The sequence below is a fragment of the Vibrio fortis genome (genome assembly GCF_000695685.1).
In the GTDB taxonomy this organism is placed as follows: domain Bacteria; phylum Pseudomonadota; class Gammaproteobacteria; order Enterobacterales; family Vibrionaceae; genus Vibrio; species Vibrio fortis_A.
On record NZ_JFFR01000002.1, the window covers coordinates 119480 to 145353 of the forward strand.

Consider the following 25874-nt stretch of genomic DNA (forward strand, 5'->3'; position numbering starts at 1 on the left):
GATATGAAAAGGAATGTGTTACTAGGCTCGCAGTTGGCGGTGACCATCGCAGCGACACTCGGTTTGATGAGTGTCTCTTCGATGTGTCATTCGGTTGAACTGGCAGGGCAAGTTAACGTGGAGCATCGTCAGTTCTTCAGTGACGGCTTACAAGGACAGAGCAAAGACCAAACCTCTTTGGTGCTGCAACCGGAACTCTATTGGGAGCAGCAAGACGGTAATGACAGCTTCACCTTTACCCCGTTTTATCGCTTTGACAGTCAAGACGACGAGCGAACTCACGGTGATATTCGTGAAGCCTTGTACCTTACTTATTGGGATGACTATGAGCTGCGTGCCGGTGTCGGCAAAGTGTTCTGGGGTGTGACGGAATCTGCGCACTTGGTGGATGTAGTGAACCAGACCGACGCCATTGAATCGGTCGACGGTGAAGCTAAGCTTGGCCAACCTATGGTGCACTTCACCTCTGTTAAAGATTGGGGCACCGTGGATGCGATGCTACTGCCGTATTTCAGAGAGCGTACCTTTGCGGGCGAAGATGGAAGGTTGCGACCAACCATCCCTGTCTCTGATGATGCGCTGTATGAATCCTCGAGAGAAGAAAAACACGTCGATGTTGCGCTGCGTTATAGCCAAATGTACGGAGATTGGGACGTTGGCTTGAGCTATCTAGCAGGTACCAACCGCGATCCATACTTTCGTTTTGAAGGGAACAAGCTCAAACCTTATTATGCGCAAATGCAGCATGTTGGTTTAGATGTTCAAGGTATTGTTGGCGACTGGCTTCTCAAGTTAGAAAGCGTTTATCGAGACAGTTTCGATAACCACACAGGGCTAGTCACAGGCTTTGAATACACTTGGGTAGGGGCGCTAGATTCGTATTGGGACATCGGTTTTCTTGCAGAATATCTGTATGACAGCCGAGGCAACAACGCGCAAAACGTGGGGCAAAACGATGTGTTTGTTGGAACGCGATTTGCGCTTAACGATGAAGATGGCACCGAAGTTCTGGTCGGCATGACGCAAGACTTAGACAACAGCGATGTTTACAGTGCGCGCCTAGAAGCCTCAGCCCGCATCAATAACCACTTTAAGTGGCGATTGAACGGTTGGTTGTTCGAGAACGAAACGCCGGAAGACTTGTTGTTCTTTGCTCGCAAAGACGATTTTGTTGAGCTGGCGTTGGAGTATTACTTCTAATGTTGGCTAATTGAGGCGTTCTTGTTGAACAAAACGCCTCAATTTTAGTTAGGAGTGCGGTTTATAACGATCAAGGTCGTCTTTTTATAAAATCGGCGAGAAATCAAATAGCCCTAAAGGTAAGGTGGTTATGTTAATTGACCACCTATAATGATCGGATATGCATTTAAATTATGCTGGCGGCATTGGCCCTAAGGGACTTATGAATTCATTTAATTGGGATAAAAATTTTGAAACAGGTATTGATGCTGTAGACGAACAACATCAATACCTTGTTGGCTTTATCAACCACTACGGCAACCTGTTATCGGAGAATACTATTTCTATCGGTGACATTAACGTTGCTCTGCTCGATCTTACACGCTATGCCGAATTCCACTTTAAGGAGGAAGAGTGTTTGATGAGAGAGCGTGGTGTGCATGAACAACACATCGAAGAGCACATCAAAGTGCATCGTGTGTTTATGCAAGACATCTACAGCATGCAGGCTTTTATTTTAGAAGAAGATCAATCATCGGCACGGCAGCTACTTGATTTTCTGATCCATTGGCTTGCTTATCATATCCTTGGCATCGACCAAAACATGGCGCGACAAATGGCAGCGATTGCAGAGGGCGCCACACCTCTACAAGCCTTTGAAGCAGAAGAGAAGCAGCAAGATTCTTCGACCATTCCCTTATTAGCAGCACTTAAAGGTCTGTTTGAGCAGGTTTCTGAGCGCAATAAACAGTTGTTACGCTTCAATCAGTTACTTGAAGATAAAGTCGAGGAGCGCACTGCCGAATTAAAACGAGCAAATAAGAAACTTGAAGAGCTGTCGTTAACAGACTCGCTTACCAAATTACCTAATCGTCGCTGTGCGTTTAAACAGCTCGCAGTACATTGGCAAGAATCCCAAGAGCTTGGCCTGCCTTTGGTTTGCATTATGATCGATGCTGACCACTTCAAAAGCATAAATGATACCTGTGGCCATGATGCTGGTGACTTGGTATTGCAAACCCTCGCACGTGAGTTAAAAAACACCTTCCGTAATGACGATATTGTATGTCGGCTAGGTGGCGATGAGTTCTTGGTTATTTGCCCGGATACCGACCTGAAAGGGGGAATGTACATCGCGGAAACGGCTCGTCATAAAGTGTCTGAATTGAAGGTTGAAACCGGTCATCAAGTTTGGGTTGGCAGTATTAGTGTCGGTGTGGCAGAAATAACCCCAGAATTTGAATCGATGAGTGAGTTGATCAAAGCCGCCGATGAATCTGTGTACCTAGCGAAAGATGCGGGGAAAAACAGCGTTTGTTCGATTCAGATTTAGGCCTGATTTTGTTCCAGTTCTGGAATACCGTTTGCTCATTCTCTTGGGTGTAACTTAGTTGTAATCTCGGGTGAAACTCACCTCTAAATCAAGGAGTGGTACCTGTAATTGTGCCACTTCTTCATCCTCCTCACTTATATCTCGTGAAAGTTGCCGTGTTTTTAGTCAATAACTTGTTCTTTTGGCAATTCAATTTGGCATTAGTAGCTGGTTTGATTACTATGTGTAGCTATCGAAAAAACTAATCATCCGATACGGACACTACCAGAAGGTAGATGAGGAAACGATGCAACATCTAGAAGAGATCATTGCTAATGCAACGACAGCGATTGAAAGCGCTGATTCGTTAGTCGCACTTGATGAAGTGCGAGTTCAGTATTTAGGTAAGAAAGGTGAACTAACTTCACAGCTTCAAAGCCTAGGTAAACTACCACCTGAAGAGCGTCGCACTGCTGGTCAAGAGATCAACAAAGCGAAAGGTGCTGTTCAACAAGCGATCGCAGCTCGCAAAGACGCACTACAACGTGCAGAGCTAGAGGCGAAACTGGCTGAAGAGACAATCGATGTGAGCCTACCAGGTCGTCGCATTGAGAACGGTGGTCTACACCCAGTAACACGCACAGTTGAGCGTATTGAACAGTTCTTTGGTGAGCTAGGCTTTAACACTGAGTCTGGTCCTGAGATTGAAGATGCATTCCACAACTTTGATGCACTAAACATCGCAGAAGATCACCCAGCTCGTACTGACCACGATACCTTCTTCTTTAACCCAGACCTAATGCTACGTACGCACACGTCTGGTGTTCAAATCCGTACAATGGAAAACGGCAAGCCTCCTTTCCGTTTCATCGCTCCGGGCCGTGTTTACCGTAACGACTACGACCAAACTCACACGCCAATGTTCCACCAAGTGGAAGGTATGCTGGTAGATGAGAACGTAAACTTCGCTCAGCTGAAAGGTATTCTGAACGACTTCCTATGTAACTTCTTTGAAGAAGAAGTAGAAGTGCGTTTCCGTCCTTCATTCTTCCCATTCACAGAGCCTTCAGCAGAAGTTGACGTGAAACGTAAAGATGGCAAATGGCTAGAAGTTCTAGGTTGTGGCATGGTTCACCCTAACGTACTTCGCTCTGTAGGCATCGACCCTGAGAAATACTCTGGTTTCGCATTCGGTATGGGTGTTGAGCGTCTAACAATGCTTCGTTACGGCGTAAATGACCTTCGTGCGTTCTTCGAGAACGACCTTCGTTTCCTAAAACAATTCAAGTAATCCGGGGCAGTCAAAACTATGAAATTCAGTGAATCTTGGCTACGCGAGTGGGTTAAACCTGCAATTAACAGTGAAGAGCTAGCTCACCAAATCACTATGGCTGGTTTGGAAGTTGACGATGTAGAACCTGTTGCTGGTGAATTCACCGGCGTTAAAGTAGGTAAAGTGGTTGAGTGCGGTCAGCACCCAGACGCAGACAAACTACAAGTTACAAAAATTGATATCGGCGAAGAAGAGCTTTTAGACATCGTTTGTGGTGCATCTAACTGTCGTCTTGGCCTAACTGTAGCAGTAGCAACAGTTGGCGCAGTACTTCCTGGTAACTTCAAAATCAAGAAAGCAAAACTACGTGGCGTTCCATCGCACGGCATGCTTTGTTCTTTCTCTGAGCTAGGTATCGACGTAGAGTCAGACGGCATCCTTGAGCTACCAGAAGGTACAACTCTAGGTATGGACGTTCGTGAACTTCTAGACCTAGAAGACGTAGCGATCGACGTAGACCTAACAGCTAACCGCGCTGACTGTTTCAGCATCCGTGGTCTTGCTCGTGAAGTTGGCGTACTAAACCGCGCAGACGTTACAGAGCCAGCAGTTGAAGCTGTTGCAACAAGCATTGAAGACACAGTATCTGTTGAAATCAAAGCAACTGATGCTTGTCCACGTTACCTTGGCCGTGTGGTTAAGAACGTAAACGTGAAAGCGGAAACACCAATCTGGATGCAAGAAAAACTGCGTCGTTGTGGTATCCGTTCAATCGACCCAGTTGTAGACATCACAAACTACGTGATGCTAGAGCAAGGCCAACCAATGCACGCATTCGATCTGGCTAAGATCGAAGGTGGCATCGTGGTTCGTCTAGCAGAGCAGGGCGAAAAACTAACACTTCTAGATGGCAACGAAGCTGAACTAAACAGCAACACGCTTGTTATCGCTGACCACAACAAAGCACTAGCAATCGCTGGTATCTTTGGTGGTGAAGAGTCTGGTGTAACAACTGAAACGACAGACGTACTTCTAGAAGCAGCATTCTTCGCACCGGATCACATCCGTGGTCGCGCACGTGCTTACGGCCTACACACAGATTCTTCTCTACGTTTCGAGCGTGGTGTTGATTCAACACTACAAGCAGCAGCAATGGAGCGTGCAACACAGCTTCTAGTTGATATCTGTGGTGGTGAAGTTGCGCCAGTAAACGGCAGCGAATCTGAAGCTGATCTACCAAAAGCAAACGTAGTATCTCTACGTCGCGTTAAGCTAGACAGCCTACTAGGTCACGAAATCCCATCTGAAGACGTGGTAGAAATCCTAACTCGTCTAGGTTGTGAAGTTGAGACGACTGAAGCTGGTTGGACGGCAACGTCTCCATCTTGGCGTTTCGATATCGCAATCGAGCAAGACCTAATTGAAGAAGTAGGTCGCATCTACGGTTACGATAACATTCCAAACCAAGCGCCTAAAGCGGCACTTAAAATGAACGACCACAAAGAAGCTGACCAACCGCTTAAGCGCGTTCGTGATCTTCTTGTTGACCGTGGCTACCACGAAGCAATCACATACAGCTTCGTTGAGCCAGAGCAGCAAAAACTGATCGTTCCAGATGTTGAGCCGCTAATCCTGCCATTCCCAATCTCTGCGGACATGTCAGCAATGCGTCTTGGCCTAATCCAAGGTCTTCTAAACACGGTTGTTCACAACCAGAAGCGTCAACAGCCACGCGTTCGTCTATTCGAATCTGGCCTACGTTTCATCCCAGAAGCATCAGCTGAAAACGGCATGCGTCAAGAAATGATGCTAGCGGGCGTTATCTCTGGTACTCGTGGTGAAGAGCACTGGGACGTTGCAACTAACACTGTTGACTTCTTCGACCTAAAAGGCGACCTAGAAGCAGTTCTAGAGCTAACAGCGAACGAGAAGGCTTACAGCTTCAAAGCAGCTAAGCACCCAGCACTTCACCCAGGTCAAACTGCGGCTATCGTGGTAGACGGTAAAGAAGTGGGTATCATTGGTACTGTTCACCCAGAACTAGAGCGTAAGTTTGGTCTTAACGGCCGTACTATCGTATTCGAAATCGAATGGGCAGCTATCAACACTCGCGTGCTTCCAGAAGCAGTAGCAGTATCTAAGTTCCCTGCAAACCGTCGTGATATCGCGGTTGTTGTTGACGAAGCAGTAGCTTCTGGCGACATCGTAGAAGCGTGTATCGCAGCTGGTGGCGAATTCCTAACAGACGCTAAACTGTTCGACGTTTACGTAGGTAAGGGCGTAGAAGAAGGCAAGAAGAGCCTAGCTATCGCACTGACTCTACAGTCTGTAGAGCGCACACTAGAAGATGCAGACATCGCTGGTTCAGTAGATGCTATCGTAGCTTCAATCTCAGAGAAATTCGGCGCAGCACTTCGCGACTAACCTCTTCTGATAGATAGAAAACCAAAGGCCTCGCATTGCGAGGCCTTTTTGTTCGAATGTGGTTTTTCAAGTAAGCTAACTTACAGCTTTATTTGGAGCAATAATATAAGATGAAACTTCTTTACAAATATGGTCCCATTCAGTTTTCATATAAGCATCTATATCTTGATAGTCGAAGTTGTTATCAGCTAAGTAAGCAACTGTCGATTTTAATAGATCAGTTCCAAGTCCATCGGCTAAAAAACATGTGCACTTCTTCATACTCGTACATGGCGTGGTGTTATTACAAGTTTTAATAATCCCTGATTCAACAAAAGAATCGTACCAAAACTGTTTTGTTGTAGGGCAATCACATTTCAGAAGGTGATTTTTTATACCTTTTTTAAAGTCTACATATTTTATTGGCATGTTACCTTGTACAACGACTTTAGATAATTTTTTAAACTTGTCTATTCGACTCCTCAAGGAACTATTATTGGAACCGAAGTGATCGAGTATTTTTAGAGGGATAATATTCTCAGCTTCTCTAGAGTGAGTAACTACATACCGTGCATAAGGTTGTTCAGGGATTATGTCTATTACATTTTGTGCAGTGTTACCATAGCTTAGCCAAGGACTCTCAATATCACTGTCAAGCAAGCACAAGGATATACCGCTACATTCGTTATAATGTGTCTCGACAACATCTTTAGTTGTTCCACCCCCACCATTTACTGGGTTGTACGATATGTTCATATTGCCAAACCTAATACTAGCTAGGTATGATTTTACAATTGCGGTATAGAACTTAATATCAGTTAAGTTTTCTGCGATTATGGACGGCTTGTCATCAACTTTATAATCTAAACTCTGCTGTAATGATATTGTGATTATTTTAACACCATCTTCCATAACCTCTTTAATTACAGTATTTTGTTTAACGATTCTAACCTTAAAACCGAATGTGCTTAATGCATTTGCCCATTGTGTTTGGTCATTATATATTTTACGAAAGATCGCACGAGCAGGCTTTCCTAAATCAATGAACTCAGACATGGCAAGTAGGTCGCGTTTATTCGCTATTACAAAGTTAAACCCTCTCGCTCTTGATGTTGCGATGGCTGTCAATGTTAGTAATTCTGAGTCGCTTAAGTCTGTAAGATTCGAGGTTATACTTCTATCTAATTCGATGATCATAAATTAAACCCTGGTTCAAAGAACCCCCACGGCCAATCTTTTAAATTGCCATCTGAGTCATAAGATGAAAATGATACGTCAGTTTGTGAGTTCGGCGATAGCTTATCAAACAATACGATCGAAACATCATCGCTTGAAATAGTATTCATAAATTCAGGTGCGTTCTGAGGTTTGGCTGTTTGTTCGTCGTCCTCGCTAGGGTATGAATCTTTATTAAAAGACTCTAGAAGTAATTCATTTTGAATTTCATCATATTTACGTTCTAACTCTTCCGAGCGTATACGCATACCAATCTGATTTATTATGGTCTCACTATGAGTCTCCATAATTATCCTGATTTGTTTGCCTTTACCGTCATTCTTTAAAAGATTAACCATTTTTATAAAAACATCTATCATTTTTGCTTGAAACCGAGGGTGTAGATGTAGTTCAGGTTGTTCTATAACTAAGTAACGATTAGGGTGACTATAACGGTTCAATCCGCGGTGGTTAGGGTTGTCTTTTATCCCTGTAAACCACAGTTGTGTGATGATCGGTAGTATCTGAGAAAAACCAAACCCCATATCTGTTACATTATAAGATTGCACACCTTCATCATAAGTGATTCTAAGAGTTAAGTGGCCGCCGTCTGATACCGCATCAATGGCAAATCCAAAATTGTGAGACAACCAAGTTTTATACTCTTTTTTCTTTGTATCACTTAGGTTATTAATAAACATTACAAGGTTTTTCCCTTGAAAATCCACCTCTTCAACACTAAGCTCTTGATTTCTATAGTATCGCTCTGCTGTGGCCCTTAATGGAGCGACATAACTGACATTCGAGAACTCACTTGGCAGGTAGACATTTAAAATGACAAATATCCAAGGGATGCGTGAGGCAAATAAACCAGCATGTATAGGTGTTAACTCTTCTGAGTTGGGATCTAAGGTTTTAGTTCTTTTTACCCAAGTGTTGGTGTTCGATAAAGTTTGAAAATCATTTATGAATTTAGATTGCCTCTTAGTTGGAACCTTGTATAGCTTTTTAATTAGGTCATCCAAACGGCTACGGCCATGAGCAAAATTCACGATTAGACTCTCTAGATGCGAATCTATAGCTGGATTACGGAACTCGTTCAGCCTTTGGTAGAAGGAGCTGCTAGTAGAGAAGGTCATATGAGGTATTAGAGTATTGCGACTTCTCTCTGGTTCGAGTGTGGCTGATTGAAAGTATTCGCTTAAATCCATTCCGTTGGCTGTAACCTTGAGAAGCTTATTATTCTTGCTGAATTCCAACTCCGCTGTGTTTTCATTATGAATCAACTTAACTCTTTGTACTCTAGAGTGCCCAGCCTTGGTATCATTAGAAAGAGTCAGCTTTACTTCTAGGGTGCCGGAGTTTAAGCCTGCGCTCGTATAGTATTGACGAGGAGTTGATTTTTTTATCGAGCTTGCATCTATTTTGAAAGAGAAACTTATGGTTTTATCTTCAGAAAAGTGAGACAAGGCATCATCAAATGAGCCGAAGTCTACATATGAACCATACCATAGAATTGGTCCCCTCGTTGTCGACTCAGTGCTCTGTCGCAACAAAGGAAATGTTCGAAGAAAAGTACTTTTTCCTGAGCTGTTTTCACCGAGTAACAAAGTTATGGGTTTAATATCTATATAGCCACTATTTTGAAGGCTTCTAAGACCTTCAATTTTTACACTTTTCACTGTTCAATCCTAATCATAATTAGTTTATGTCGTATGATATTCTCAGTGTGCATCTGGTTTCAATTTAAATGTGTGAGTTAATTGTTTTTTGTGTGACGAACTACTTTTAAGCTATCCCAATAAATTGAGCTAGAGGTGATTTGATTGAAAATATTCACAAGCGGTTTTCAATTGCCAATTGATTTCTTACAGGTTGTTTACGTTTTGCTTGACCCGCCTAAAGCTTCACACTTTATAGTGACTATATTGATTGAAAGGGGCGCTTTCTATGTCCCTCCAAAGTAAGTAGAGAGACACTATGAAACGTTTAATTTTAAACATCACGCTCTTGGTATTCATGGCGCTTGGTAGCCTTAATGCCATGGCTCATGATTCAATGGTTAAGTACGGTATTGCGACATCTCACGATGGTGAGCAAATTGCATATGGCAAAAGTGGGAGCGGGGAAGCGGCGCTTATCTTCATTCACGGTTGGAGCTTAGACAGCAGGCTGTGGCAAAACCAAGTGAGTGAGTTTTCAAAGCAGTACCAAGTAATCAACATGGACTTAGCTGGGCACGGTAACTCATCGTTCAACCGAGAAGAGTACACCATGGTTGCGTTTGCTGAAGACATCAAAGCCGTCATCGAGAAAGAACAACTCGAATCTGTCATCTTAGTCGGGCATTCAATGGCAGGTGGTGTTATCGCAGAGGCTGCTAAACTGATGCCGAAAAGAGTGAAGGGCATTATTGGTGTCGATACATCGCAAAACGTAGCACTAGCGGTTTCACAAAGCGACCTAGATGCAATGACTAAACCGTTTGAAGTTGATTTCCAAGCAGGCATTACTATGTTCGTGAAAGACTCGCTACCAAAAGACGTAGACACGGATTTACTTTACTGGGTAACGCAAGACATGGCATCAGCACCGCCAGCTATCGCGATAAACCAGTTCCGCCATTATCTGGGCCAATACGTAACAGGCGAAGCTCACCGCGTCTATGAGAACGTGAATGTGCCAGTAATATTGGTTAACGCTCGTCTATGGCCAACGGATTCAGAAGCGAACAAGAAACACATTAAGGATTACAGCATTTACTACATTGAAGGCTCAGGCCACTTCCCAATGCTAGAGCAACCACAGCAGTTCAACACAACGTTGATGAAAGCGGTTAAGTCAGTGAAGTAGGGCGGCTGTAATCACTCTATAGATAAAACTAAGGCCTCGCGTGTGCGAGGCCTTTTGTGTGTTCTATAGGGCAAACAAAACAAAGTGGCAGATACATGTCAGATTCGACTTACAATCCCCCTCCTAACCTCCCCTTGGTTTACTTCTCCAACCTCTTGTTGATAGTGGGAAAGGGGAGGAACTGAATACCGATCGTTAAGTGTGCTGAGATACATTGAGCGACAAAGAATGTTCTCCCTCGCGATCGTATATCTCAGGACATCGGTTAGTCGTTTCGAGTCATATTCGGCATTTGTCCTAACATGCCAGCTTCACCGAAATGAAATGTTTCAAGTTGGGCTCTGGGTGTGGTACTCGACTTTATCGAGCTAGTATGGAGCGCTTCATCCTTTGTGCTAGCGGCGTAAAGTTGTCCAGAGAACGGAATGCTGGTGTCGTAATTTTCAAACCATACTGCCATTGCTTCCGTTAACAAATTATCAGATTTGTCGACATGCGCTAAGTAAGATTTGTGGTTGGCAAATATTCTCAAGTCATGAACCAAGTTAGGCGTGTTGTCATCCGGAAAAACCGCCGCCATCAAAATACCAGGAATTTTCTGGTGCCAAATGTCACAGACGGTCTTGAATGACGTACCTAAATTCTGTGTTTGTCCAGGCTTCACATAACGCGTCGTGAACCCAAACAACGGAGGGCCTTCTTCCCGACCGCCATCAGGCTTCATGAAGCCGGCAAGGCTTGTCTTAAGTTTGTACTTTACACCCGAAGCTGCTTTCGCTCGGTTTTCTGTTTCTTCGTTCCATCCACCAAACACGGTTAACGTATCTGGGTTTTCAGGCGAGTAATCGTACGTATCCCACAGAGGTTCTGTCTGAGTACAGCGAGACAAGTAATCGTTAAACGCACTGGCACTTCGGACCCATAAAATATGCCAATATGCTAGAGGGTTTTCTGTATCAGGAAAGGCAAAGATTGCTTTAATGTCTGGGTTTTCTTCGTAAGCTGACTTTGAATGTGCTTGGTACGCATGCTTAAACTCAGAAAGTTTCTCTTTTTTAATATGACGCTTACCGTAAACAAGAATTGGGGTTACTTGTGACGAGCCAGGGATAACAGCAGTTTCGTCAAACTGCGATAATACGGGACTAGCTTGTTCTTTATCATTTTTCTGTTGCATCTCTTCTCCTAACTGAGTGTCCATTTCTATCTACTTTGATAGTTAAAGTTTAGTTTTAAATCGCCTAGAACGAGCATCTTTTATCTTAGATTTTGATAAAAGCTATGCTGCCAAATGTTCTAAGGACTTCTTATTCACTGTTATCTCTTGTCTGTTCTGATGCCAACAGATCATCCCTGGTTTTAGTGGTGCGAAGCGTAATAAGTTGCTGGGTGATTTCTCGTTGTGTCTTCATATTTATCTCCAGTTAATTCTGAGTGAAATACAAAGCCTAGATACAAAAAGACCTCTGGCGATGAATCACTCAGAGGTCTTTTATTGACGCAAAAAACTACCTCCTGAGTGGCCTCATGGTGGTTGTGGTGGTTTTTGCGTTTAGGTAAATTTTGTTCATGGAGATAATTATTAACAGCTTGTAGATACCCGCACAAGGTAAATTAAGATTCCACAACAGAAGAAATGAGCCTGATGTGCTTTTGACCTCACATCAGCACTTAATCTTATTTCCCCCTTGTTTAGGGGAAGTGTTCTAGGAGCAAGTCGATAAAATGATGGATTCTGTCACTCTATGGATACCTGGCGTTCTACTTTCTTTATTTCCTTCTCAAGGAACTTTTTTACCTTTTTAGGCGGAAGTTTTTGACATTGATGGACTAAGAAGCGAACAAGAAACATATCAAGGATTACAGCATTTACTACATTGAAGAGTCAGGCCACTTCCCAATGCTAGAGCAACCACAGCAGTTCAACGCAACGTTGATGAAAGCGGTGAAACCAGTGAAGTAGGGTGGTTGTAATCACTCTATAGATAAAACCAAGGCCTCGTATTTAAGAGGCCTTAGTTTTTTAAGTCTAATCGACGGAGTCTGCTACTCTGTGACAGCCCATTACTTTTTGTCTTGTGATTCTTTATATTTTTTTGCAATCCACTCATGCAAATGAAGCCCCGTTTGACGCTGTAGGAATACACTGATACCAGCCAAAATTAACAGTCCAATTATTGTGCCCATAATCATCTCCACGCTTTGTCATTGTGTAAATTCAACTTAATCAATACCTTAGTTTTTGACTAATCCATTGATTTCATCATTTTGTCTATGTTAAGCCCACCAAGATCCTCGAGGTTGTTCTTAATCTCCTCATCGATTGATAACTGGCGTTCTACTTTCTTTACTTCCTTCTCAAGAAACTTCTCAACTTCTTGAGATACGTTGAACATTAAGCCCTGCTCACGTGCTGCTTTTCTCGCTCGTTTAAGGCGAAAATCTAAGTCTGATGGGATTTTAATGTTCAGTGATACCTTGGGTTGTTTTTTCTGTAATGACATATCGATTCTCAAGCTTGCTTAAAAATACTATAAACTTTTCTACCTTTTTAGCAAGAAAAGTTCGATGGTAATGGACTCAGAAACGAATAAGAAACACACAAAAGCTAAGAGCATTTACGACATTGAAGACTCAGGTCACTTCTCTATGCTTGAGTAACCACAGCAGTTCAATACGAGGTTGATGAATGCGGTTAAGTCAGTGAGGTAGGGCGGTTGTAACTGCTGATTGAAAAACTAAGGCCTCTCGTGAGAAGCCTTAGTTAATAATGAGAGGGGGATAATTTTAGACAGTTACACAGAATTATTTACAGGGTCCAATCTACTCAAGTTTTGCTTCGACTTCAGCTAATTTCAGTTGCGCTTCAGCCAACTCCACTTTTTTGTTGATTACTGCAAGCTCTGCTTCGATTGAGGCCAAGGACTCACTCTGCTCCAACTCTGCTAATGCCAGTTGAATCTCTTGTTGCTTCTTAATCATATCGAGCTTGGATTGTTCTCTATCGATAAGCCCTTGTTTAACTGTGGCTGAGGTTTGGCTGGCAGTTAGGCTCAAAGCTTCACCACTGCTTGTCCCTTTCGACGTGTACTTTACAAGCCCTGAACCATCGTCGCCAAAGCTTAACCCTTGAGTTACATCAGAGAATGCTTTGGCATTTAACGGAATTATGGCCACACCACCAAGCTGCTTAACAGTATGGAAGCCACTGTAAGCCTCACGTTTGTTAAGTAATATTTGTGCCTCAACCGAATCCCCCAGTCTGTACGGAATTCCTTGGAGCGGTTTACCGCTTTTTTTTAACTGAGTGATACCCAAAGCTTTTTTATTAGGCCAGCTTTCTGATGATATAATCTTTAGCTCAATTATCGGATTCTTCAAGTTGCTTGTACCAAACAGTGCGTTGGCGTCTCCAATCTTGTCATAGATCGCTTCATAAGTATTTTGCTTTTCTTTAAAAGACAATTTGTCAGGGTCTATTTGTCTTTTCACAACGACCTCTTTTAGTAACTTAGTTTCTACTTCCTTCTCAGTTGTTCCAGCTACTGCTACTGATATCGCAGTATTTACTACAGTAGATGCTACGTTCCCTGCAATCTCAGTCGTTTTGTCATCGACAATAATATTAGTCGATTTAAACATCCCGTTCACAAAGTCTAGAGTGATATCTGTATCTTTAGTAAATGCGTCAAGACTACTTGGATCAAAGACAAATGACGCTTGATAATCAGGTACAACGAGCGTTCTTAGAACGATAGGTTTTTCTAGAATTATTTTTTGCGTGGTAGTTGCTTTCCCTCTTTTCCCCTTGTCATCTATGGAGTATGTTTTTACTTCGTAATGCCCGTAAGAGATTTCCATTTCGAAGATTGTTTTTGGTAAAGAAAAAGCGATTCCTTGCGGAGTTTTCGCATCTAAAGTTGTTCTCGAAGTTAATGGATGTACTTCACTGGTAGTTGTACAACCGAGCAGTAGCAAAGTTAATGCAACTGCAGAAAAACTAGCTATTTGACGTTTCATATAAGCCTCTCTTTATTTCATTTTATATATAGATTAATTGGATCGGGAATGTGCCCAATGTGTGTCTTCCATCAGCTAACACGTCATAGAAGACTGGCGTTTGTTCACTTGGATCAATGATTGCGGCAGTTGCTTCACCTAATTTGTCCCATATAATGAAATTGAACGCATGACTTTGAGTAATAACCATCCCAATAGCCGGCGGTGAAACTTGTGCGCCTTGCCAAGCTTTTTGACGATATAAAGCAACGGTGAGTGCCTTCAATTGAAGTGCGTAGTCATCACAATCTGACAATTGATGGCCAAACGTCGAATTATCTGGCACGACTAAGCTAGGGCTTGTTTGAATAATCGACAAAATTTCGCTTTTGGTAACCGCGGTATACTGATCATCCAATCCGATAGCTACCTTGTCTAAATCACTCATGGAAGCTGCGTTGGAATCCCAGCTTCCTTCAAAGTAATTCATTAAAGCGATTTTTATCGAATCTAGTTCTAGCTGCATAACGTAACCTCTCTTATGTTCGACTTGATTGAATATTGAGCATTTCGTAAATAATGGTAGTCGAGCACACGTAGTGTCTTTTAGTGTTAACTCACACTTTCGGTAATGGCATAAAAAACTAGTTGCATTTCTTTTTTGTTATTGATTTGGATGCGAGAGAGATGTGAAAAGGCGCGTATTTCAGTTTGAATAAAATACCAATTTTGATGTTGTTACCGTTCTGTCGGTTGAATGTGCTCAAATCTCAGAAAGCTACAGTTTTCTCTAACTCAATTTCTCCCACGCTCACTGCTCGATAGTGATAGAATCCCCGCATTAGAAATATCGAGAACCACTATGTTTATCCATCATGTAAACGGCATCGACTGGCTGGTGATTACCGCCTTTGAAGAACTGAAGCCGATGTTTATCGAAGATGCTGGCCCAATCCCATCGTACTTCTCTATCAACAGTGAATTGAGCCTGATTGACCAAGCCAAGCGCAGCTATGGTTTTTTGCCGACACTTCGCGGCGTGATCACTGATACCGGTACTTATCAAAGTAAAGATCTTGAAGAAGACTTGAACCCGCAGCTAGCGTGTATCGTTGAAGGGCGTGGTCGCGTTTTTATCTACCACGGCGACTACGTGGCGTTTGTCGATGATGAGCAAACCTTCATTACTCGAATGGATTAAATCCAGTGAAGCAGGGCAGTTGAAACCCTAAATAGAAAACTGAAGCCTCGCATTTGCGGGGCTTTTTTGTGTGTGGAAGGTTTTGCTCGGCACATTCATTACCAATTTGCGAGTCATGACGGAATCTTCCACTCATTAATCGCCTAAAACGGCTGTCTCATAGTTATAAAAAAGGATTTATCAGTCACCCTCTAGATATGCAACGTGAGTCACACTTATTTATAGAGTCTGACCTAATCTAGTAGGCGTTTACTATTGATAAAAATAACTTTAACTATGTAATTTAGGACGTCCTACTATGGCTAAGAAAATCATATTCATTCACGGTCGCGATCAAAAGCCCGACAAAGCACCACTTCAAGCACTCTGGTACGATGCGATAGAGCATGGCTTGCATCGAGACTGTGGAGGCTCAAACGCATTACAAGCTTTTAGAGATGTTGATAAACGGTTTGTCTACTACGGCGAGCTGTCAAACACATTGCTAAAAGAGTCAACCGAAGACCCTGCAAGTCGACAACAGGCATTGGCGAAGTTAAAAGAGTACCAAACTCATCAGTTCGATGAAGCAACGTATGGTGATGTATCTAAAATGGGCTTTCTTAAAGAGGCTTTAGCAGATACTTTTTCATCGTTATTTGGAAGACTAGGGATAGCCGAGACGCTCATTACTAAGGTCGCGCCAGATATGGCTCACTATTGGAATGAAGATACCTATTTTGGTAGCGATGTGCGACACAGATTAATGGTCGAACTGAAGGAAGCGCTTGATAATCAAGATGACGTAATGATCGTATCGCACAGCCTTGGTTCGATGATCAGTTATGACGTGTTATGGAAGTTATCTCACTACGGGGAGTACAGACACGATTATGGCGCCGACAAGAAGGTAGACTTATTGGTTACGCTTGGTTCACCGCTGGGTGATGAAAACGTAAAAGACAGGCTTAAAGGCAGTCGCTTAAAAGGTGACAAAAAGTATCCCTTAAACATTCAAAAATGGATAAACATATCGGCGGAAGATGATTTTATCTCTCACGATAGTGAAATCAAAAACGACTATGAAGAGATGCTTGAACTGGGTTTAGTACCCGGCGGAATGAAAGATATCTACCCAATTTATAATCTCAATATTCGCAACGGGAAAAGTAACCCGCACGCTTCAATAGGCTATCTTATCCACCCTGAATTCATTGCAGTACTGGATGAATGGCTCTCGAGTTAAATTATCTCTCACTAATTTCTGGTTGAACAGCAGATACAATAAGGCCTCGCGCGTGCGAGGCCTTATTCTTTCAAACTAATGCTAATTGAGCTTAGCGAAAGCTCGGGATGATTGCTGGAATGCCCGGTAGAAGACCAACCAATGCCATCACGCTTGTTAGTACAACAAACATAATGCCAGGTAGTACCCAACGGCTCATCTTACTCAGTTCACCACTACGTTCTTTACAGCCAACTAAGCCCAAGTTGTCTAGCAGCATGGTGATAGACCAACCAAATGCTGGGTTCACAAGCGCTGATGAGAACACAACAATCGCTGCTGATTGAGTGGTTTTCCCTTCACGCGTCATCTCCATTCCTGCCTCTAGCAGTGGAACGAATACGCCCACAATCAGAGCCACACAAAGTACAGGTTGCCAGATAGCTAAATCCATCGGGTAGCCCCAAATCGCGGCGATGATACAGAACAGAGCCGTCAGCAAAGCACCCGCCGGAATAGGGCGTTTAGCAATCGCTGCAGGTACGATGTAAGTACCCCATGAAGACGTAAAGTTAGTACCGCCAAGTAGTGAGCCGAACGTTTGACGAATAGACGCTGTAGTCATGGTGTCGTCAATGTTCATGTGTACTTTTTCAGTGCGCTCTGGGTAGCTGATCTTTTGGAATACTTGATGCCCCAAGAAATCTGGTGACCACATTGCTACCGCAAGAATTGCGAACGGAAGAACTACCATGAAGTGTTCAATTGTCGGTAGGCCAAGCATCCAACCTGTATCTTCTCCCCACCAATACATCGGGTTCATATTCGGTAGACCTGGCTCTGTTTGGAAAGCGAACGGAGCACCCATAGCAAATGCAATCGTACCACCCAACAAGCAGCTAAGAGGCACAGCTAACCAACGCTTACGGAAGTGCTCCAATAGTGCATACAAGATAATGGTGCAGAAGATCACGACGAAAGCGATGTGACTCATGCCGATTCCTTCCGCCCAAGCGAACAGCTTTTTCACTTGAGAAGCGGTTCCCACAAAGCCAAGGTAGAGCAGCAATCCGCCACACACGCCTTTACTGGTAAGGTTAGCCAACATACTGCCGCCTTTACTGATGGCTAACAGCAACCCAAACGCGCCAATCAGCAAGCCGAAGGCCATTGGGTGACCGCCAGCGGCAACCACAATAGGGATCAATGGAATAAGTGGGCCGTGGGTACCTGCGAGGTTAGCTGTTGGTAGTAGAAAGCCAGAGAAAAGGATGATGAAAACAGACGCGATAAGGAGTTCATAACGAACGTTCTCTAGGATGAAACCTTCGTTTAGCCCAAGCGCTCCAGCAAAGGTGGCTGCGATAGCGCCTACCATAACCACTTTACCAATGGTCGCGGCCATAGCTGGGATGGTGTCTTCTATCTCAAATCGGTAATCTTTAAACGGTAAATTTGGACGCCAGCGCTTAGGCGACATGATTTGTAGTTCGTGCTCTAGATACTGTTCTCGGGATTCAAACTCTGAGCTTGGTTTGTGTAGTTGTTCATAGGAGAGTTCGTCCTCATGGGTTTGAGGCTCCTCTCTTGGTATATTTACGGACTCTAAAGTACTGCTCATTTTGATTCCTTTCTTTCACACTCTAAGGTGCGTTGTTCCAACAAACGTAATTTACTCTCGACACGAAGATTCAGCGGAGTAGTTAGCTATATCTTTTTCTTCTACACAGAACGTCATGACTCACTTAGTGATGTAAACAATGCATCAACTTATATTTAAAAAGTCATTAACATTCAGTTGCTAGTACCTTATACCAAACCCAAAAAAACAAATAGAGTCAGTCAGTTAGACATTAGTCGTAGGTTGAAGGCACTAGAATGAAAGCCTGTAAATCGGATGGGGCAGCTTGTTTGTAGACGATGAATTTGATGGGTAATAAACGAATATCTAACAAGAAATGCTTGGCGCTAAAGCATCCGATAAAGTCTATCGAATATTGCTTTATAGCATTCTTGGGTTTGGCTTTATGATTAAGCTGTCTAAAAAGCAAACGATACGTTTGAGACCAAGGTATACGCTACAAGGAAACTTTTGGTAACTCGAAAGGAAGAGCGGTACTTGTTGTTTTAAGTTCTGCCAAGCCAAAACGTAAATCTGTCTGATGGTAACGTTTTTGAATTAAATTTATTGATAATAATTCTCATTACGTTATTTTGTTGTCTCAAACACACTCATTGTTGCGGAGACCTACATGGAACACTCGGATATTACTCAACTGCTTATTCCAAAGAGCGATTGGGCATCGCCTGATCTCTTTCTCTATGAAGGGGAAGACAAACTTCACCTGAGCTTAGAAGGCGCAATTCAATACAGTGGATTGAACAGCATTGGTGGCGTGGTTCTGGGCTATAGGATGATCCAACATGCTGTGCAACTCGCGGCGGGTGACCAGTCTTTGCAACGTGATGGCATTAGTATTTATACCGCGTTCCCTGGACGTGGTGCTCAAGATGCCTTTGAGTACACGTGCCGCGCACTGCGTGATAGACGTTATTGTTGTGATACCACACTGCACCACCCAGCAGCGCAAACCGGGCAACGTGGCCAGTTCTTGTTTACGATTCGCTTGAACGAGCAATCTATGGTGATGACGCCAGCCAACGGGCTACCAAGCAAAAGCTACTTTGAAGCTGATCGACATTCACAAGACGGCCGAGAAGCAGCATTGAGGTGGCGTGATGAGAAGATCAACTTCGCCAATACACTGTTGAGCTTATCGCCTGAAGAGTGCTTACGTGTGTTGTAGCTCCCTGTTCTTATTAACAGAATGAGCTTACAAACAGAATGAACACAGAATAGAATGATCAACAGGAGGTCGCTCACTTTTTAAGTGGGCGACCTTTTTGTATCAGTGCACTTAGAAACCAGATTCCTAGTCGCGCCTAGGCTTGCTGGAATGACTCGTTTCGCCGTCAACATACTAAAATATACAGAGGTGGAGCAGTTTTCAAAACACTACACTGCGTGCGGTTATTCGAAGTGATATAATGTGTGCCTAACGCTTTGAAGAGCTGATGATTTAAAGGATTAGTACGATGGCAAAAACAATCTCATTGGTACTTGGTAGTGGTGGCGCCAGAGGCTTGGTTCATGTTGGCGTTATCCGCTGGTTAATTGAACATGGCTATCAGATAAAATCGATCTCTGGTTGTTCAATTGGTGCCCTTATCGGCGGTGTTTACGCTGCGGGTAAGTTGGATGAATTTGAAGAGTGGATCACCAGTATCGAGCAGTCTGACATGACGATGTTGTTGGACTTTTCATGGCAATCGAGTGGTATGTTCAAAGGGGACAAGATCATAGACTCTCTGCGTCAACTGATCGGTGAAATTGCTATTGAAGAACTGCCTATTCCTTATACCGCCGTTGCCGCTAATGTCGCTGAGGAGAAAGAGGTTTGGCTGAAGTCCGGTTCTCTGTTTGATGCCATTCGCGCCTCTATCTCTCTTCCGCTGTTCTTTACACCTCATGTCATCAATGGCGAAGAGCTGATTGATGGGGGAGTACTTAATCCTGTGCCCATTGCGCCAACCTTTGGCGATAACACAGACGTCACAATCGCTGTGAACTTAGGTGGCGAACCTGAACTGCTTAAACAAGAAGTGACACCAGTTTCCCTGCCTACAAAAGAGAGTAATCTGCACGATAAGGTTGCTCACTTTATCGATAACCTAGGCAATAACGTTAAAAGTAAAATGAGCTTTAACTTTGCAGCTTACGACATTGCCAACCAAGCGTTTGATGCGATGCAATCGACCATTGCTCGCCAGAAACTCGCCGCTTATCCTGCCGATATTACCCTTGAGGTGCCACGTAATGCGTGTGGCACGTTGGAGTTTGAACGCTCGAAAGAGATGATAGACAGAGGCTACCATTTGGCACAGACGACACTGGGCAACCGACTTTAATGTGATGGTTACTGATTCGACGGAGAGAGTATTTATGGAAACGGAACTCAAACAACTTGAACTCAACGATCTGATGGCAACAAAAGATGTCATCGTGCTCACCAGCTTGGAAGAGCAGGCGATATCTTGGCTTACAAGTTACTATCAAAAAAACGCTGGTATTCAGATTATCGAGAACGCACACCAGCTAGATACTGAGGCGATTTTGGCGCAGTGCCGAAGCGGTCTTTACGAAGGTAAAAAGGTTATCCTCACCGCCCAGTTTCGTAGTCAACTTCCTATCATCAACATCGCATCATTGTGTAATGAGAAGCGCAAATCATTGATCAATATTGAGCTATCAGACTGGGATGAAGTACAGCGCCTGCCACAGTCGTTTAGTAGTTTTTAATGTAAATACTGATTCTGAAATGGATACAAGTACGTTAGAAACTGAATTCCAACGTACTTGATGAGTGAGAGTGGTGTTAAGTTAGTAAATCGGCATCACAAGCTAGTATCTAGGAAGTTGATCATGCGCTCGATTAAGGGCTCTCGCTTTACTTCATCGCTCAATGTTATCGCACCTGATGGGTAGAAGTGACCAAACCCGGGTACCCAAGCTGTATTAATACTAATGCCCGCGTCACTGTACTTAGATAGGGAGTGCTGTAGTGCTTCCATCAGAGGATCTAAGTCATATTGCCCCATGTTGATGATTGCTGGTGGTAGCGAACTATTACCTTGAGAGTTAATCGCAAATCCATGAACCATACCTGAGTTGCCCATCACCGCCTTTACAGGGGCATTCATGCCGTAAGCAACGTTAAAACTCGTCATGGCTCCCGCAGAGAAACCACCTAAGGCAATTCGATTAGGATCAATGGCTAGCGCCTCTGCATTGTCTTGAAGATACTCAACCGCTTGATAAAGATCTTCAGCTGCCGCAATGACGGAGTTACGAAGTATATCTGACTCGTGAGGTAGCGGCTCTAGACCTTTGTTTACGCGCAACATGTTATGGCGATCGTGCAGCGCTTTCATGCGAAGATCTTTCTCAACAAGCATCTCATCGGTATAGCCGATATTGGAAGGGACAGGTTCTTCTCTTGAGAGTCGGTAGTCAATCGCCACACAGGTGTATCCGACCTTCGCAAATTGCTTGCAGTAATCTCTCATTGTCGTTGTTTGCGCACCAGCGACTGAATAAATGTCATCTCGACCACCGCGAATAAAGTTGCCGCCAAATGTCATTACCACAACCGGATTGGCATCTGCTTTTGGGGTGTTCGGTTGAATGATATCCATAACCAAGTCACGTTCAGTTATTTCTCCATCAATCGTTACTAAGCCTGTCGTGTAGGGCACATCGAGTTGAGCACGGTAATGTTCTACAGCAATGTCCGCTGTTGCCACGTTTGAGATAAGTACTGAGGCCAGGGCCATATTGCATAATGTCTTTTTCATTTTCGAATCCTCATCTTGGTATGACTGTATTTTGCTTATCAACAAAGATTCGAACAATATGATGGCATGGATACTAAATATCGAAATTTTCGATACTTGGATATATAGTAGAGTCAGCCAACTATGAAAAAGGGATAGCAGAATGAGTGTGCAATTCGATAGGTTAGCGACACTGGATCTAAAAATGTTGCGCACCTTACTGGTGCTGATTGAAACCAGAAACGTCTCGCAATCAGCCAATTTGTTGGATCTTCAACAGAGTACAGTCAGTTATCAATTGGGAAAGCTTCGCGAAGTGCTGGGTGATCCGCTCTTAATACGTTCGGGTAGAGGTTTTGAGCCGTCCGCTTACGCCAAGACAATTCAACCCGGGTTGGCTGCCCATTTTAATGCGATGGAAAACCTTCTGTTTGGCGACCATTTTGATGATAAGACAGCGACAGGGACATTACGGTTAGCCTGTCATAGAAATGGTTCTCGTAAGTTTGTCAGAGCGTTTCTTGGTGAATTAAACCGTCGTCTTCCCCTTGTTCGAGTAGAGATTGTAGATTGGACTGAGCAGGTACCCACAATGCTTAAAGATGACAGGATTGATTTTGCTGTTGGCTTTGAGCCTGAGCATTCTTCTCAACTTCTCTCGTTGCCTATTGTGGATGTCGGGTATCAAGTCGTTATGTCACAAGATCATCCAATGGCAGACAAAATGCTCTCAGAGGAGCGTATATTTGATTACCCTCATGCGGTACTCAGCAGCAATGAAGCCATCGAACGATGGTTGGATTACTTAGCCGATCGACATAAAAAGTCACGCGTCGTTGAGTTTTCATCAACCTCAATGGAGTTCACGACGATGGCCTTAGAAGGTACTGAGAGGTTGATGTTTGTTGCTGATACTAAAGATGATTTCTTCGATGGTTACAATGTTGCGACTCAGCCTGTGTCCTTTATTGCTCATCAAACGGTAAAGCTTTTGTATCATGAGAGAGCATCGGTTGATCCTCTTAAGCGTCGTACGTTAGAAATCATCAAAACCACAGCGAGTAAGGTGTTTGCGTAGGAAGTGTATCGGGTAATTAAGGCCTCGCATTCACGAGGCCTTGGTTTTTAGTTGAGTGTGTTACGAAAGCTCAGTGGTTAGCTTTACCCCGTCCACTCGAAGTTATTATAGATTGAGTTGGAGAGTAATCTGATCTAACTCTTGTTGCCATTGTTGCTGCATCTTTGGTTTCTGATGCTTTGGCTTACGTTGTTTGTCATCCTCAATTAAGGCTTCTAATTGATACAGTCTTTCCAATATGGCTTCTTCAGAATCAAGACTATCGCTTGCTTGGTTAAGGCTAGGGCTAGGTGAGCGACTATGGTTAGTTGATTCATTCTCCAATAACTCAACACCTGAGAACTTAGGGTTATGAGTTTTGGTTTCTGAATCAATTTCACCATACAGCTTTTCCAGGTCATACCATTCCGTTAGCTCGCCTTCTTTAATTAACCAATAGCGATTACAGCTTTTTTCAATCAGTTCTCGGTCGTGCGTTACTAGTAACACTCCACCTTCGAACTGATTAAGCGTGTCGCTGAGTTGATCTTTGCCATCGATATCAAGGTGATTTGTAGGCTCATCAAGCATAAGAAGGTGATACTCTGCCAGTGATAGCCCAAGCATCAATAACCGAGAACGTTCGCCACCACTCAATTCGATTACTTTTTGAGAGTGTCTGTTGTACTCGAAACCAGCGCTGATTAACGCGATTTTACGTCTTTCTTCGCAGAGGTCAGTTAACCCTTCAAGTGAGTCAATCAAGGCGTCATTGTCATTCAGTTGCTTTAAGCTTTGGTCATAAAAACCGAGTCGGCAACGTGGATGGAACTGAATATTCTCCGTGTTAGTTATGCTCTGCGTATAGCTCTGCCACAGCATTTTCAACATTGATGACTTGCCACTACCATTGCTACCAATAATCGCAACTCGATCGCCACTTTTGATCTGTTGCTCAATCACCTGAAGTAATACAGCTGCATCAAACGCGGGCTTTACATCGAGTTTGTCGATAGCGAGTAGTCGGTTTGCCTTAAGCGCTTCACCTTTTAAGGAGAGCTGCCAAGGTGCTCCAGAGGTCAGTTCGGTTTGCGTTTCTTTTAATCGTTCGACTCTTTTCTCCATGGTTTTGGCTTTTCTTGCCAGGTCTTCGTTGTCATAAACTCGTCCCCAGTTCGCTAATCGTTTAGCGCTTTTCTCAACACGATTAATCTCTTTCTGTTCAGTCAAGTTTCTCTGTTTTGCAGCTTCATCAACTCTGGCGAGTTCATCCAATGCTTTTGAAAAGGGCAGTTGGAAGTAGTTGAGGCGCTTGTCTCTTAAGATCCAAGTGCAGTTGGTGACCTTGTCCAATAGTTTTCGGTCATGTGACACGAGAACAAAGCTACCTCTCCAGTTGATTAGAAAGCGTTCTAACCACAGCAAGGTAGGGAGATCGAGGTGGTTACTCGGTTCATCGAGCAAAAGCAGATCTGGCTCTGAGATCAGTGCCCTTGCGAGTAATAGACGTGTATGTTGACCACCACTCAGAGAACCTGCGGTTAGGCTCCAATCACTGGATGAAAAGCCCATATCGGAAAGGATCAGCTCTGCGCGCCACTGGTCTTGTAACTGTTCATCTTTGGGAAGCTTTGTAACCACGGCCTCAAGCATAGAAAGGTGCTCTAGGTTCGTTGGCAAACGCTGTTCAACTTGTTCGATTAAACAGTGACTCGATATGGTAATAGCACCAGAGTGAGGTTCTTTGTTACCGCAGAGTAGTTGCAGTAGGGTACTTTTTCCGCTGCCGTTGTAGCCGACAAGGCCGATGCGGTCACCTTGTTTTAGGGTGAAAGAGATGTCTTCAAACAAAGATGTTGAAGGTGTGTTGAATGTAACTGATTGGGTAGATAATAGTGTGCTCATTGGCTTACTCAAGTTTTTCAGGCGCTATGACGCCTATCGTCAGTTTTTCGCTGACAATAACCTCGTAAGCTAGAGGGAAGAGACTCTAGTTAGTCTGTCTGTTTTGCTACTTCGCTCAAGCTAGGTTATCGCAGCACGTTGCTGGTAAAACTTGAGCGAACTTCGTAAGCAAAAATGTATGCAAAAGACAATGCACACTGGTTCATAGTTACCTCCTTTCATTTCGTCTAGTGGATGGATATGGTCATTCTATCAGCTGATCTTTCAAAGTCTATTTCGGTTATTCTCACCTCACTGGCAATTTGGTTTTGGTCTTTACTTGCCCAAAGGCGAAGCTGGATTCAATAGAAGCGATATTGGGTAGGCGAGTTAACTGCTTGCGGATAAACTGCTCATAGCTTTTTAAGGACTCACTCACCACATGCAGAAGGTAGTCGTGATTACCTGTCATTAGAAAGCACTCTAATACTTCATCAATCGCTTCAATGTGCTGCTCGAAATCTCGCATATTCTCTTCAGTCGGCTTTTCAAGCTTCACCAACACAAACACATTTACGGGCAGACCACATGCTTCTTGGTCGACACTGGCGTGATAGCCGCGAATGATCCCTTGTTTCTCTAATGCTCGAACTCGGCGTAAACAAGGGGAGGGGGAAAGCGCGACGCGGTCGGCTAACTCTTGGTTGGTGAGTCGCGCGTTGCTTTGCAGTTCAGCCAGTATCTTCTTGTCGATCTCATCCATTGGCATATTCCATTAATAAGAAACTAAATTAGGCAATATTATTGCTCAAAGTGTATGTCTTACTTCGCAAATAGCAATCTTTAACATCTCTGCAACACTAAAATTAAAGGAGGTACAACAAGGATGGAATGATTTAG

At 43.6% G+C, this 25874-nt stretch carries 21 protein-coding genes and 1 pseudogene; 12 read left to right on the forward strand and 10 right to left on the reverse strand.

Features of this window, described 5'->3' with window-relative positions:
- The first annotated feature begins 3 nt into the window (after nt 1-3).
- The 4 genes from VFDL14_RS22015 to pheT all read left to right on the forward strand — a co-directional run bounded on the left by VFDL14_RS22015 (nt 4) and on the right by pheT (nt 6188).
- Entirely contained in the window at nt 4-1200 is a 1197-nt protein-coding gene (locus tag VFDL14_RS22015; RefSeq protein WP_032548793.1) for a hypothetical protein, read from the forward strand.
- Nucleotides 1201-1402: 202 nt separating this feature from the next.
- Entirely contained in the window at nt 1403-2512 is a 1110-nt protein-coding gene (locus tag VFDL14_RS22010) for a GGDEF domain-containing protein (RefSeq protein WP_032549684.1), read from the forward strand.
- Between the two features lie 286 nt (nt 2513-2798).
- Nucleotides 2799-3782, forward strand: coding sequence for a phenylalanine--tRNA ligase subunit alpha (gene pheS, locus VFDL14_RS22005; RefSeq protein ID WP_032548794.1), 984 nt, complete (start codon nt 2799-2801; stop codon nt 3780-3782).
- An 18-nt stretch (nt 3783-3800) separates the two neighbouring features.
- Nucleotides 3801-6188: a phenylalanine--tRNA ligase subunit beta gene (gene pheT / locus VFDL14_RS22000; protein ID WP_032548795.1), complete on the forward strand. Its 2388-nt coding sequence runs from the start codon at nt 3801-3803 to the stop codon at nt 6186-6188.
- A gap of 75 nt (nt 6189-6263) precedes the next feature.
- On the opposite strand, the gene VFDL14_RS21995 is transcribed toward pheT, so the two are convergent.
- Complete coding sequence (locus VFDL14_RS21995; protein WP_032548796.1) at nt 6264-7364, reverse strand: hypothetical protein; 1101 nt, start codon at nt 7362-7364, stop codon at nt 6264-6266.
- Nucleotides 7361-9064 (reverse strand): AAA family ATPase, encoded by a 1704-nt coding sequence (locus tag VFDL14_RS23620; RefSeq protein ID WP_050487287.1) that lies wholly within the window; start codon nt 9062-9064, stop codon nt 7361-7363. The genes VFDL14_RS21995 and VFDL14_RS23620 overlap by 4 nt, the downstream gene beginning before the upstream one ends.
- 298 nt (nt 9065-9362) lie before the next feature.
- Between VFDL14_RS23620 and VFDL14_RS21990 the strand changes: the two genes are divergently transcribed.
- A complete protein-coding gene (locus VFDL14_RS21990; RefSeq protein ID WP_032548797.1) occupies nt 9363-10235 on the forward strand; it encodes an alpha/beta fold hydrolase in 873 nt (290 codons plus the stop codon).
- 265 nt (nt 10236-10500) lie between these two features.
- Here the strand turns inward: VFDL14_RS21990 and VFDL14_RS21985 are convergent, their stop codons facing one another.
- On the reverse strand, nt 10501-11412 hold the full coding sequence (locus tag VFDL14_RS21985; RefSeq protein WP_032548798.1) for a hypothetical protein: 912 nt from the start codon (nt 11410-11412) through the stop codon (nt 10501-10503).
- A gap of 657 nt (nt 11413-12069) precedes the next feature.
- Between VFDL14_RS21985 and VFDL14_RS24480 the strand changes: the two are divergent.
- Nucleotides 12070-12198, forward strand: a pseudogene (locus VFDL14_RS24480) (alpha/beta fold hydrolase); the annotation flags it as partial.
- A gap of 283 nt (nt 12199-12481) precedes the next feature.
- Here the strand turns inward: VFDL14_RS24480 and VFDL14_RS21980 are convergent.
- From VFDL14_RS21980 to VFDL14_RS21970, 3 genes are all read right to left on the reverse strand, one after another.
- Nucleotides 12482-12739: a hypothetical protein gene (locus tag VFDL14_RS21980; protein ID WP_032548799.1), complete on the reverse strand. Its 258-nt coding sequence runs from the start codon at nt 12737-12739 to the stop codon at nt 12482-12484.
- A 319-nt stretch (nt 12740-13058) separates the two neighbouring features.
- Nucleotides 13059-14255 carry a hypothetical protein gene (locus VFDL14_RS21975; RefSeq protein WP_032548800.1) on the reverse strand — a complete coding sequence of 399 codons (1197 nt, stop codon included), beginning with the start codon at nt 14253-14255 and terminating at the stop codon, nt 13059-13061.
- Between the two features lie 22 nt (nt 14256-14277).
- Entirely contained in the window at nt 14278-14760 is a 483-nt protein-coding gene (locus tag VFDL14_RS21970; protein ID WP_032548802.1) for a hypothetical protein, read from the reverse strand.
- A gap of 336 nt (nt 14761-15096) precedes the next feature.
- Between VFDL14_RS21970 and VFDL14_RS21965 the strand changes: the two genes are divergently transcribed.
- Entirely contained in the window at nt 15097-15435 is a 339-nt protein-coding gene (locus VFDL14_RS21965) for a hypothetical protein (protein ID WP_032548803.1), read from the forward strand.
- Nucleotides 15436-15733: 298 nt separating this feature from the next.
- Entirely contained in the window at nt 15734-16660 is a 927-nt protein-coding gene (locus tag VFDL14_RS21960; protein WP_032548804.1) for a hypothetical protein, read from the forward strand.
- Nucleotides 16661-16751: 91 nt separating this feature from the next.
- Here the strand turns inward: VFDL14_RS21960 and VFDL14_RS21955 are convergent, their stop codons facing one another.
- A complete protein-coding gene (locus VFDL14_RS21955; RefSeq protein WP_032548806.1) occupies nt 16752-18260 on the reverse strand; it encodes a DUF3360 domain-containing protein in 1509 nt (502 codons plus the stop codon).
- Between the two features lie 631 nt (nt 18261-18891).
- On the opposite strand from VFDL14_RS21955, the gene VFDL14_RS21950 reads away from it, so the two are divergent.
- The 3 genes from VFDL14_RS21950 to VFDL14_RS21940 all read left to right on the forward strand — a co-directional run bounded on the left by VFDL14_RS21950 (nt 18892) and on the right by VFDL14_RS21940 (nt 20999).
- Nucleotides 18892-19446: a hypothetical protein gene (locus tag VFDL14_RS21950; RefSeq protein ID WP_032548807.1), complete on the forward strand. Its 555-nt coding sequence runs from the start codon at nt 18892-18894 to the stop codon at nt 19444-19446.
- Between the two features lie 289 nt (nt 19447-19735).
- The gene (locus tag VFDL14_RS21945; protein ID WP_032548808.1) at nt 19736-20608 is read left to right on the forward strand and encodes a patatin-like phospholipase family protein; all 873 of its coding nucleotides are present in this window, start codon (nt 19736-19738) and stop codon (nt 20606-20608) included.
- 34 nt (nt 20609-20642) lie between these two features.
- Nucleotides 20643-20999, forward strand: coding sequence for a hypothetical protein (locus VFDL14_RS21940; RefSeq protein ID WP_032548810.1), 357 nt, complete (start codon nt 20643-20645; stop codon nt 20997-20999).
- A gap of 95 nt (nt 21000-21094) precedes the next feature.
- Here the strand turns inward: VFDL14_RS21940 and VFDL14_RS21935 are convergent, their stop codons facing one another.
- Complete coding sequence (locus VFDL14_RS21935; protein WP_032548812.1) at nt 21095-22054, reverse strand: alpha/beta hydrolase; 960 nt, start codon at nt 22052-22054, stop codon at nt 21095-21097.
- Between the two features lie 142 nt (nt 22055-22196).
- Between VFDL14_RS21935 and VFDL14_RS21930 the strand changes: the two genes are divergently transcribed.
- Nucleotides 22197-23111, forward strand: coding sequence for a LysR family transcriptional regulator (locus VFDL14_RS21930; protein ID WP_032548813.1), 915 nt, complete (start codon nt 22197-22199; stop codon nt 23109-23111).
- A 105-nt stretch (nt 23112-23216) separates the two neighbouring features.
- On the opposite strand, the gene VFDL14_RS21925 is transcribed toward VFDL14_RS21930, so the two are convergent.
- Nucleotides 23217-24995, reverse strand: a complete 1779-nt coding sequence (locus VFDL14_RS21925; RefSeq protein ID WP_032548814.1) for an ABC-F family ATP-binding cassette domain-containing protein — start codon at nt 24993-24995, stop codon at nt 23217-23219.
- A gap of 286 nt (nt 24996-25281) precedes the next feature.
- The gene (locus VFDL14_RS21920) at nt 25282-25737 is read right to left on the reverse strand and encodes an Lrp/AsnC family transcriptional regulator (RefSeq protein WP_032548816.1); all 456 of its coding nucleotides are present in this window, start codon (nt 25735-25737) and stop codon (nt 25282-25284) included.
- Between the last annotated feature and the right edge of the window lie 137 nt (nt 25738-25874).

Excerpts from the sequence above, each read along its gene's own strand:
- VFDL14_RS21945 (WP_032548808.1), top strand. The coding sequence starts at position 19,736 with ATGGCAAAAACAATCTCATTGGTACTTGGTAGTGGTGGCGCCAGAGGC.
- VFDL14_RS21930 (WP_032548813.1), top strand. The coding sequence starts at position 22,197 with ATGAGTGTGCAATTCGATAGGTTAGCGACACTGGATCTAAAAATGTTG.
- VFDL14_RS21960 (WP_032548804.1), top strand. The coding sequence starts at position 15,734 with ATGGCTAAGAAAATCATATTCATTCACGGTCGCGATCAAAAGCCCGAC.
- VFDL14_RS21950 (WP_032548807.1), top strand. The coding sequence starts at position 18,892 with ATGGAACACTCGGATATTACTCAACTGCTTATTCCAAAGAGCGATTGG.
- VFDL14_RS22015 (WP_032548793.1), top strand. The coding sequence starts at position 4 with ATGAAAAGGAATGTGTTACTAGGCTCGCAGTTGGCGGTGACCATCGCA.
- VFDL14_RS21995 (WP_032548796.1), bottom strand. The coding sequence starts at position 7,364 with ATGATCATCGAATTAGATAGAAGTATAACCTCGAATCTTACAGACTTA.
- VFDL14_RS21985 (WP_032548798.1), bottom strand. The coding sequence starts at position 11,412 with ATGCAACAGAAAAATGATAAAGAACAAGCTAGTCCCGTATTATCGCAG.
- VFDL14_RS21980 (WP_032548799.1), bottom strand. The coding sequence starts at position 12,739 with ATGTCATTACAGAAAAAACAACCCAAGGTATCACTGAACATTAAAATC.
- VFDL14_RS21970 (WP_032548802.1), bottom strand. The coding sequence starts at position 14,760 with ATGCAGCTAGAACTAGATTCGATAAAAATCGCTTTAATGAATTACTTT.
- VFDL14_RS21940 (WP_032548810.1), top strand. The coding sequence starts at position 20,643 with ATGGAAACGGAACTCAAACAACTTGAACTCAACGATCTGATGGCAACA.
- VFDL14_RS21920 (WP_032548816.1), bottom strand. The coding sequence starts at position 25,737 with ATGGATGAGATCGACAAGAAGATACTGGCTGAACTGCAAAGCAACGCG.
- VFDL14_RS21975 (WP_032548800.1), bottom strand. The coding sequence starts at position 14,255 with ATGAAACGTCAAATAGCTAGTTTTTCTGCAGTTGCATTAACTTTGCTA.
- VFDL14_RS21955 (WP_032548806.1), bottom strand. The coding sequence starts at position 18,260 with ATGAGCAGTACTTTAGAGTCCGTAAATATACCAAGAGAGGAGCCTCAA.
- VFDL14_RS21990 (WP_032548797.1), top strand. The coding sequence starts at position 9,363 with ATGAAACGTTTAATTTTAAACATCACGCTCTTGGTATTCATGGCGCTT.
- pheS (WP_032548794.1), top strand. The coding sequence starts at position 2,799 with ATGCAACATCTAGAAGAGATCATTGCTAATGCAACGACAGCGATTGAA.
- VFDL14_RS21965 (WP_032548803.1), top strand. The coding sequence starts at position 15,097 with ATGTTTATCCATCATGTAAACGGCATCGACTGGCTGGTGATTACCGCC.
- VFDL14_RS21935 (WP_032548812.1), bottom strand. The coding sequence starts at position 22,054 with ATGAAAAAGACATTATGCAATATGGCCCTGGCCTCAGTACTTATCTCA.
- VFDL14_RS21925 (WP_032548814.1), bottom strand. The coding sequence starts at position 24,995 with ATGAGCACACTATTATCTACCCAATCAGTTACATTCAACACACCTTCA.
- VFDL14_RS22010 (WP_032549684.1), top strand. The coding sequence starts at position 1,403 with ATGAATTCATTTAATTGGGATAAAAATTTTGAAACAGGTATTGATGCT.
- pheT (WP_032548795.1), top strand. The coding sequence starts at position 3,801 with ATGAAATTCAGTGAATCTTGGCTACGCGAGTGGGTTAAACCTGCAATT.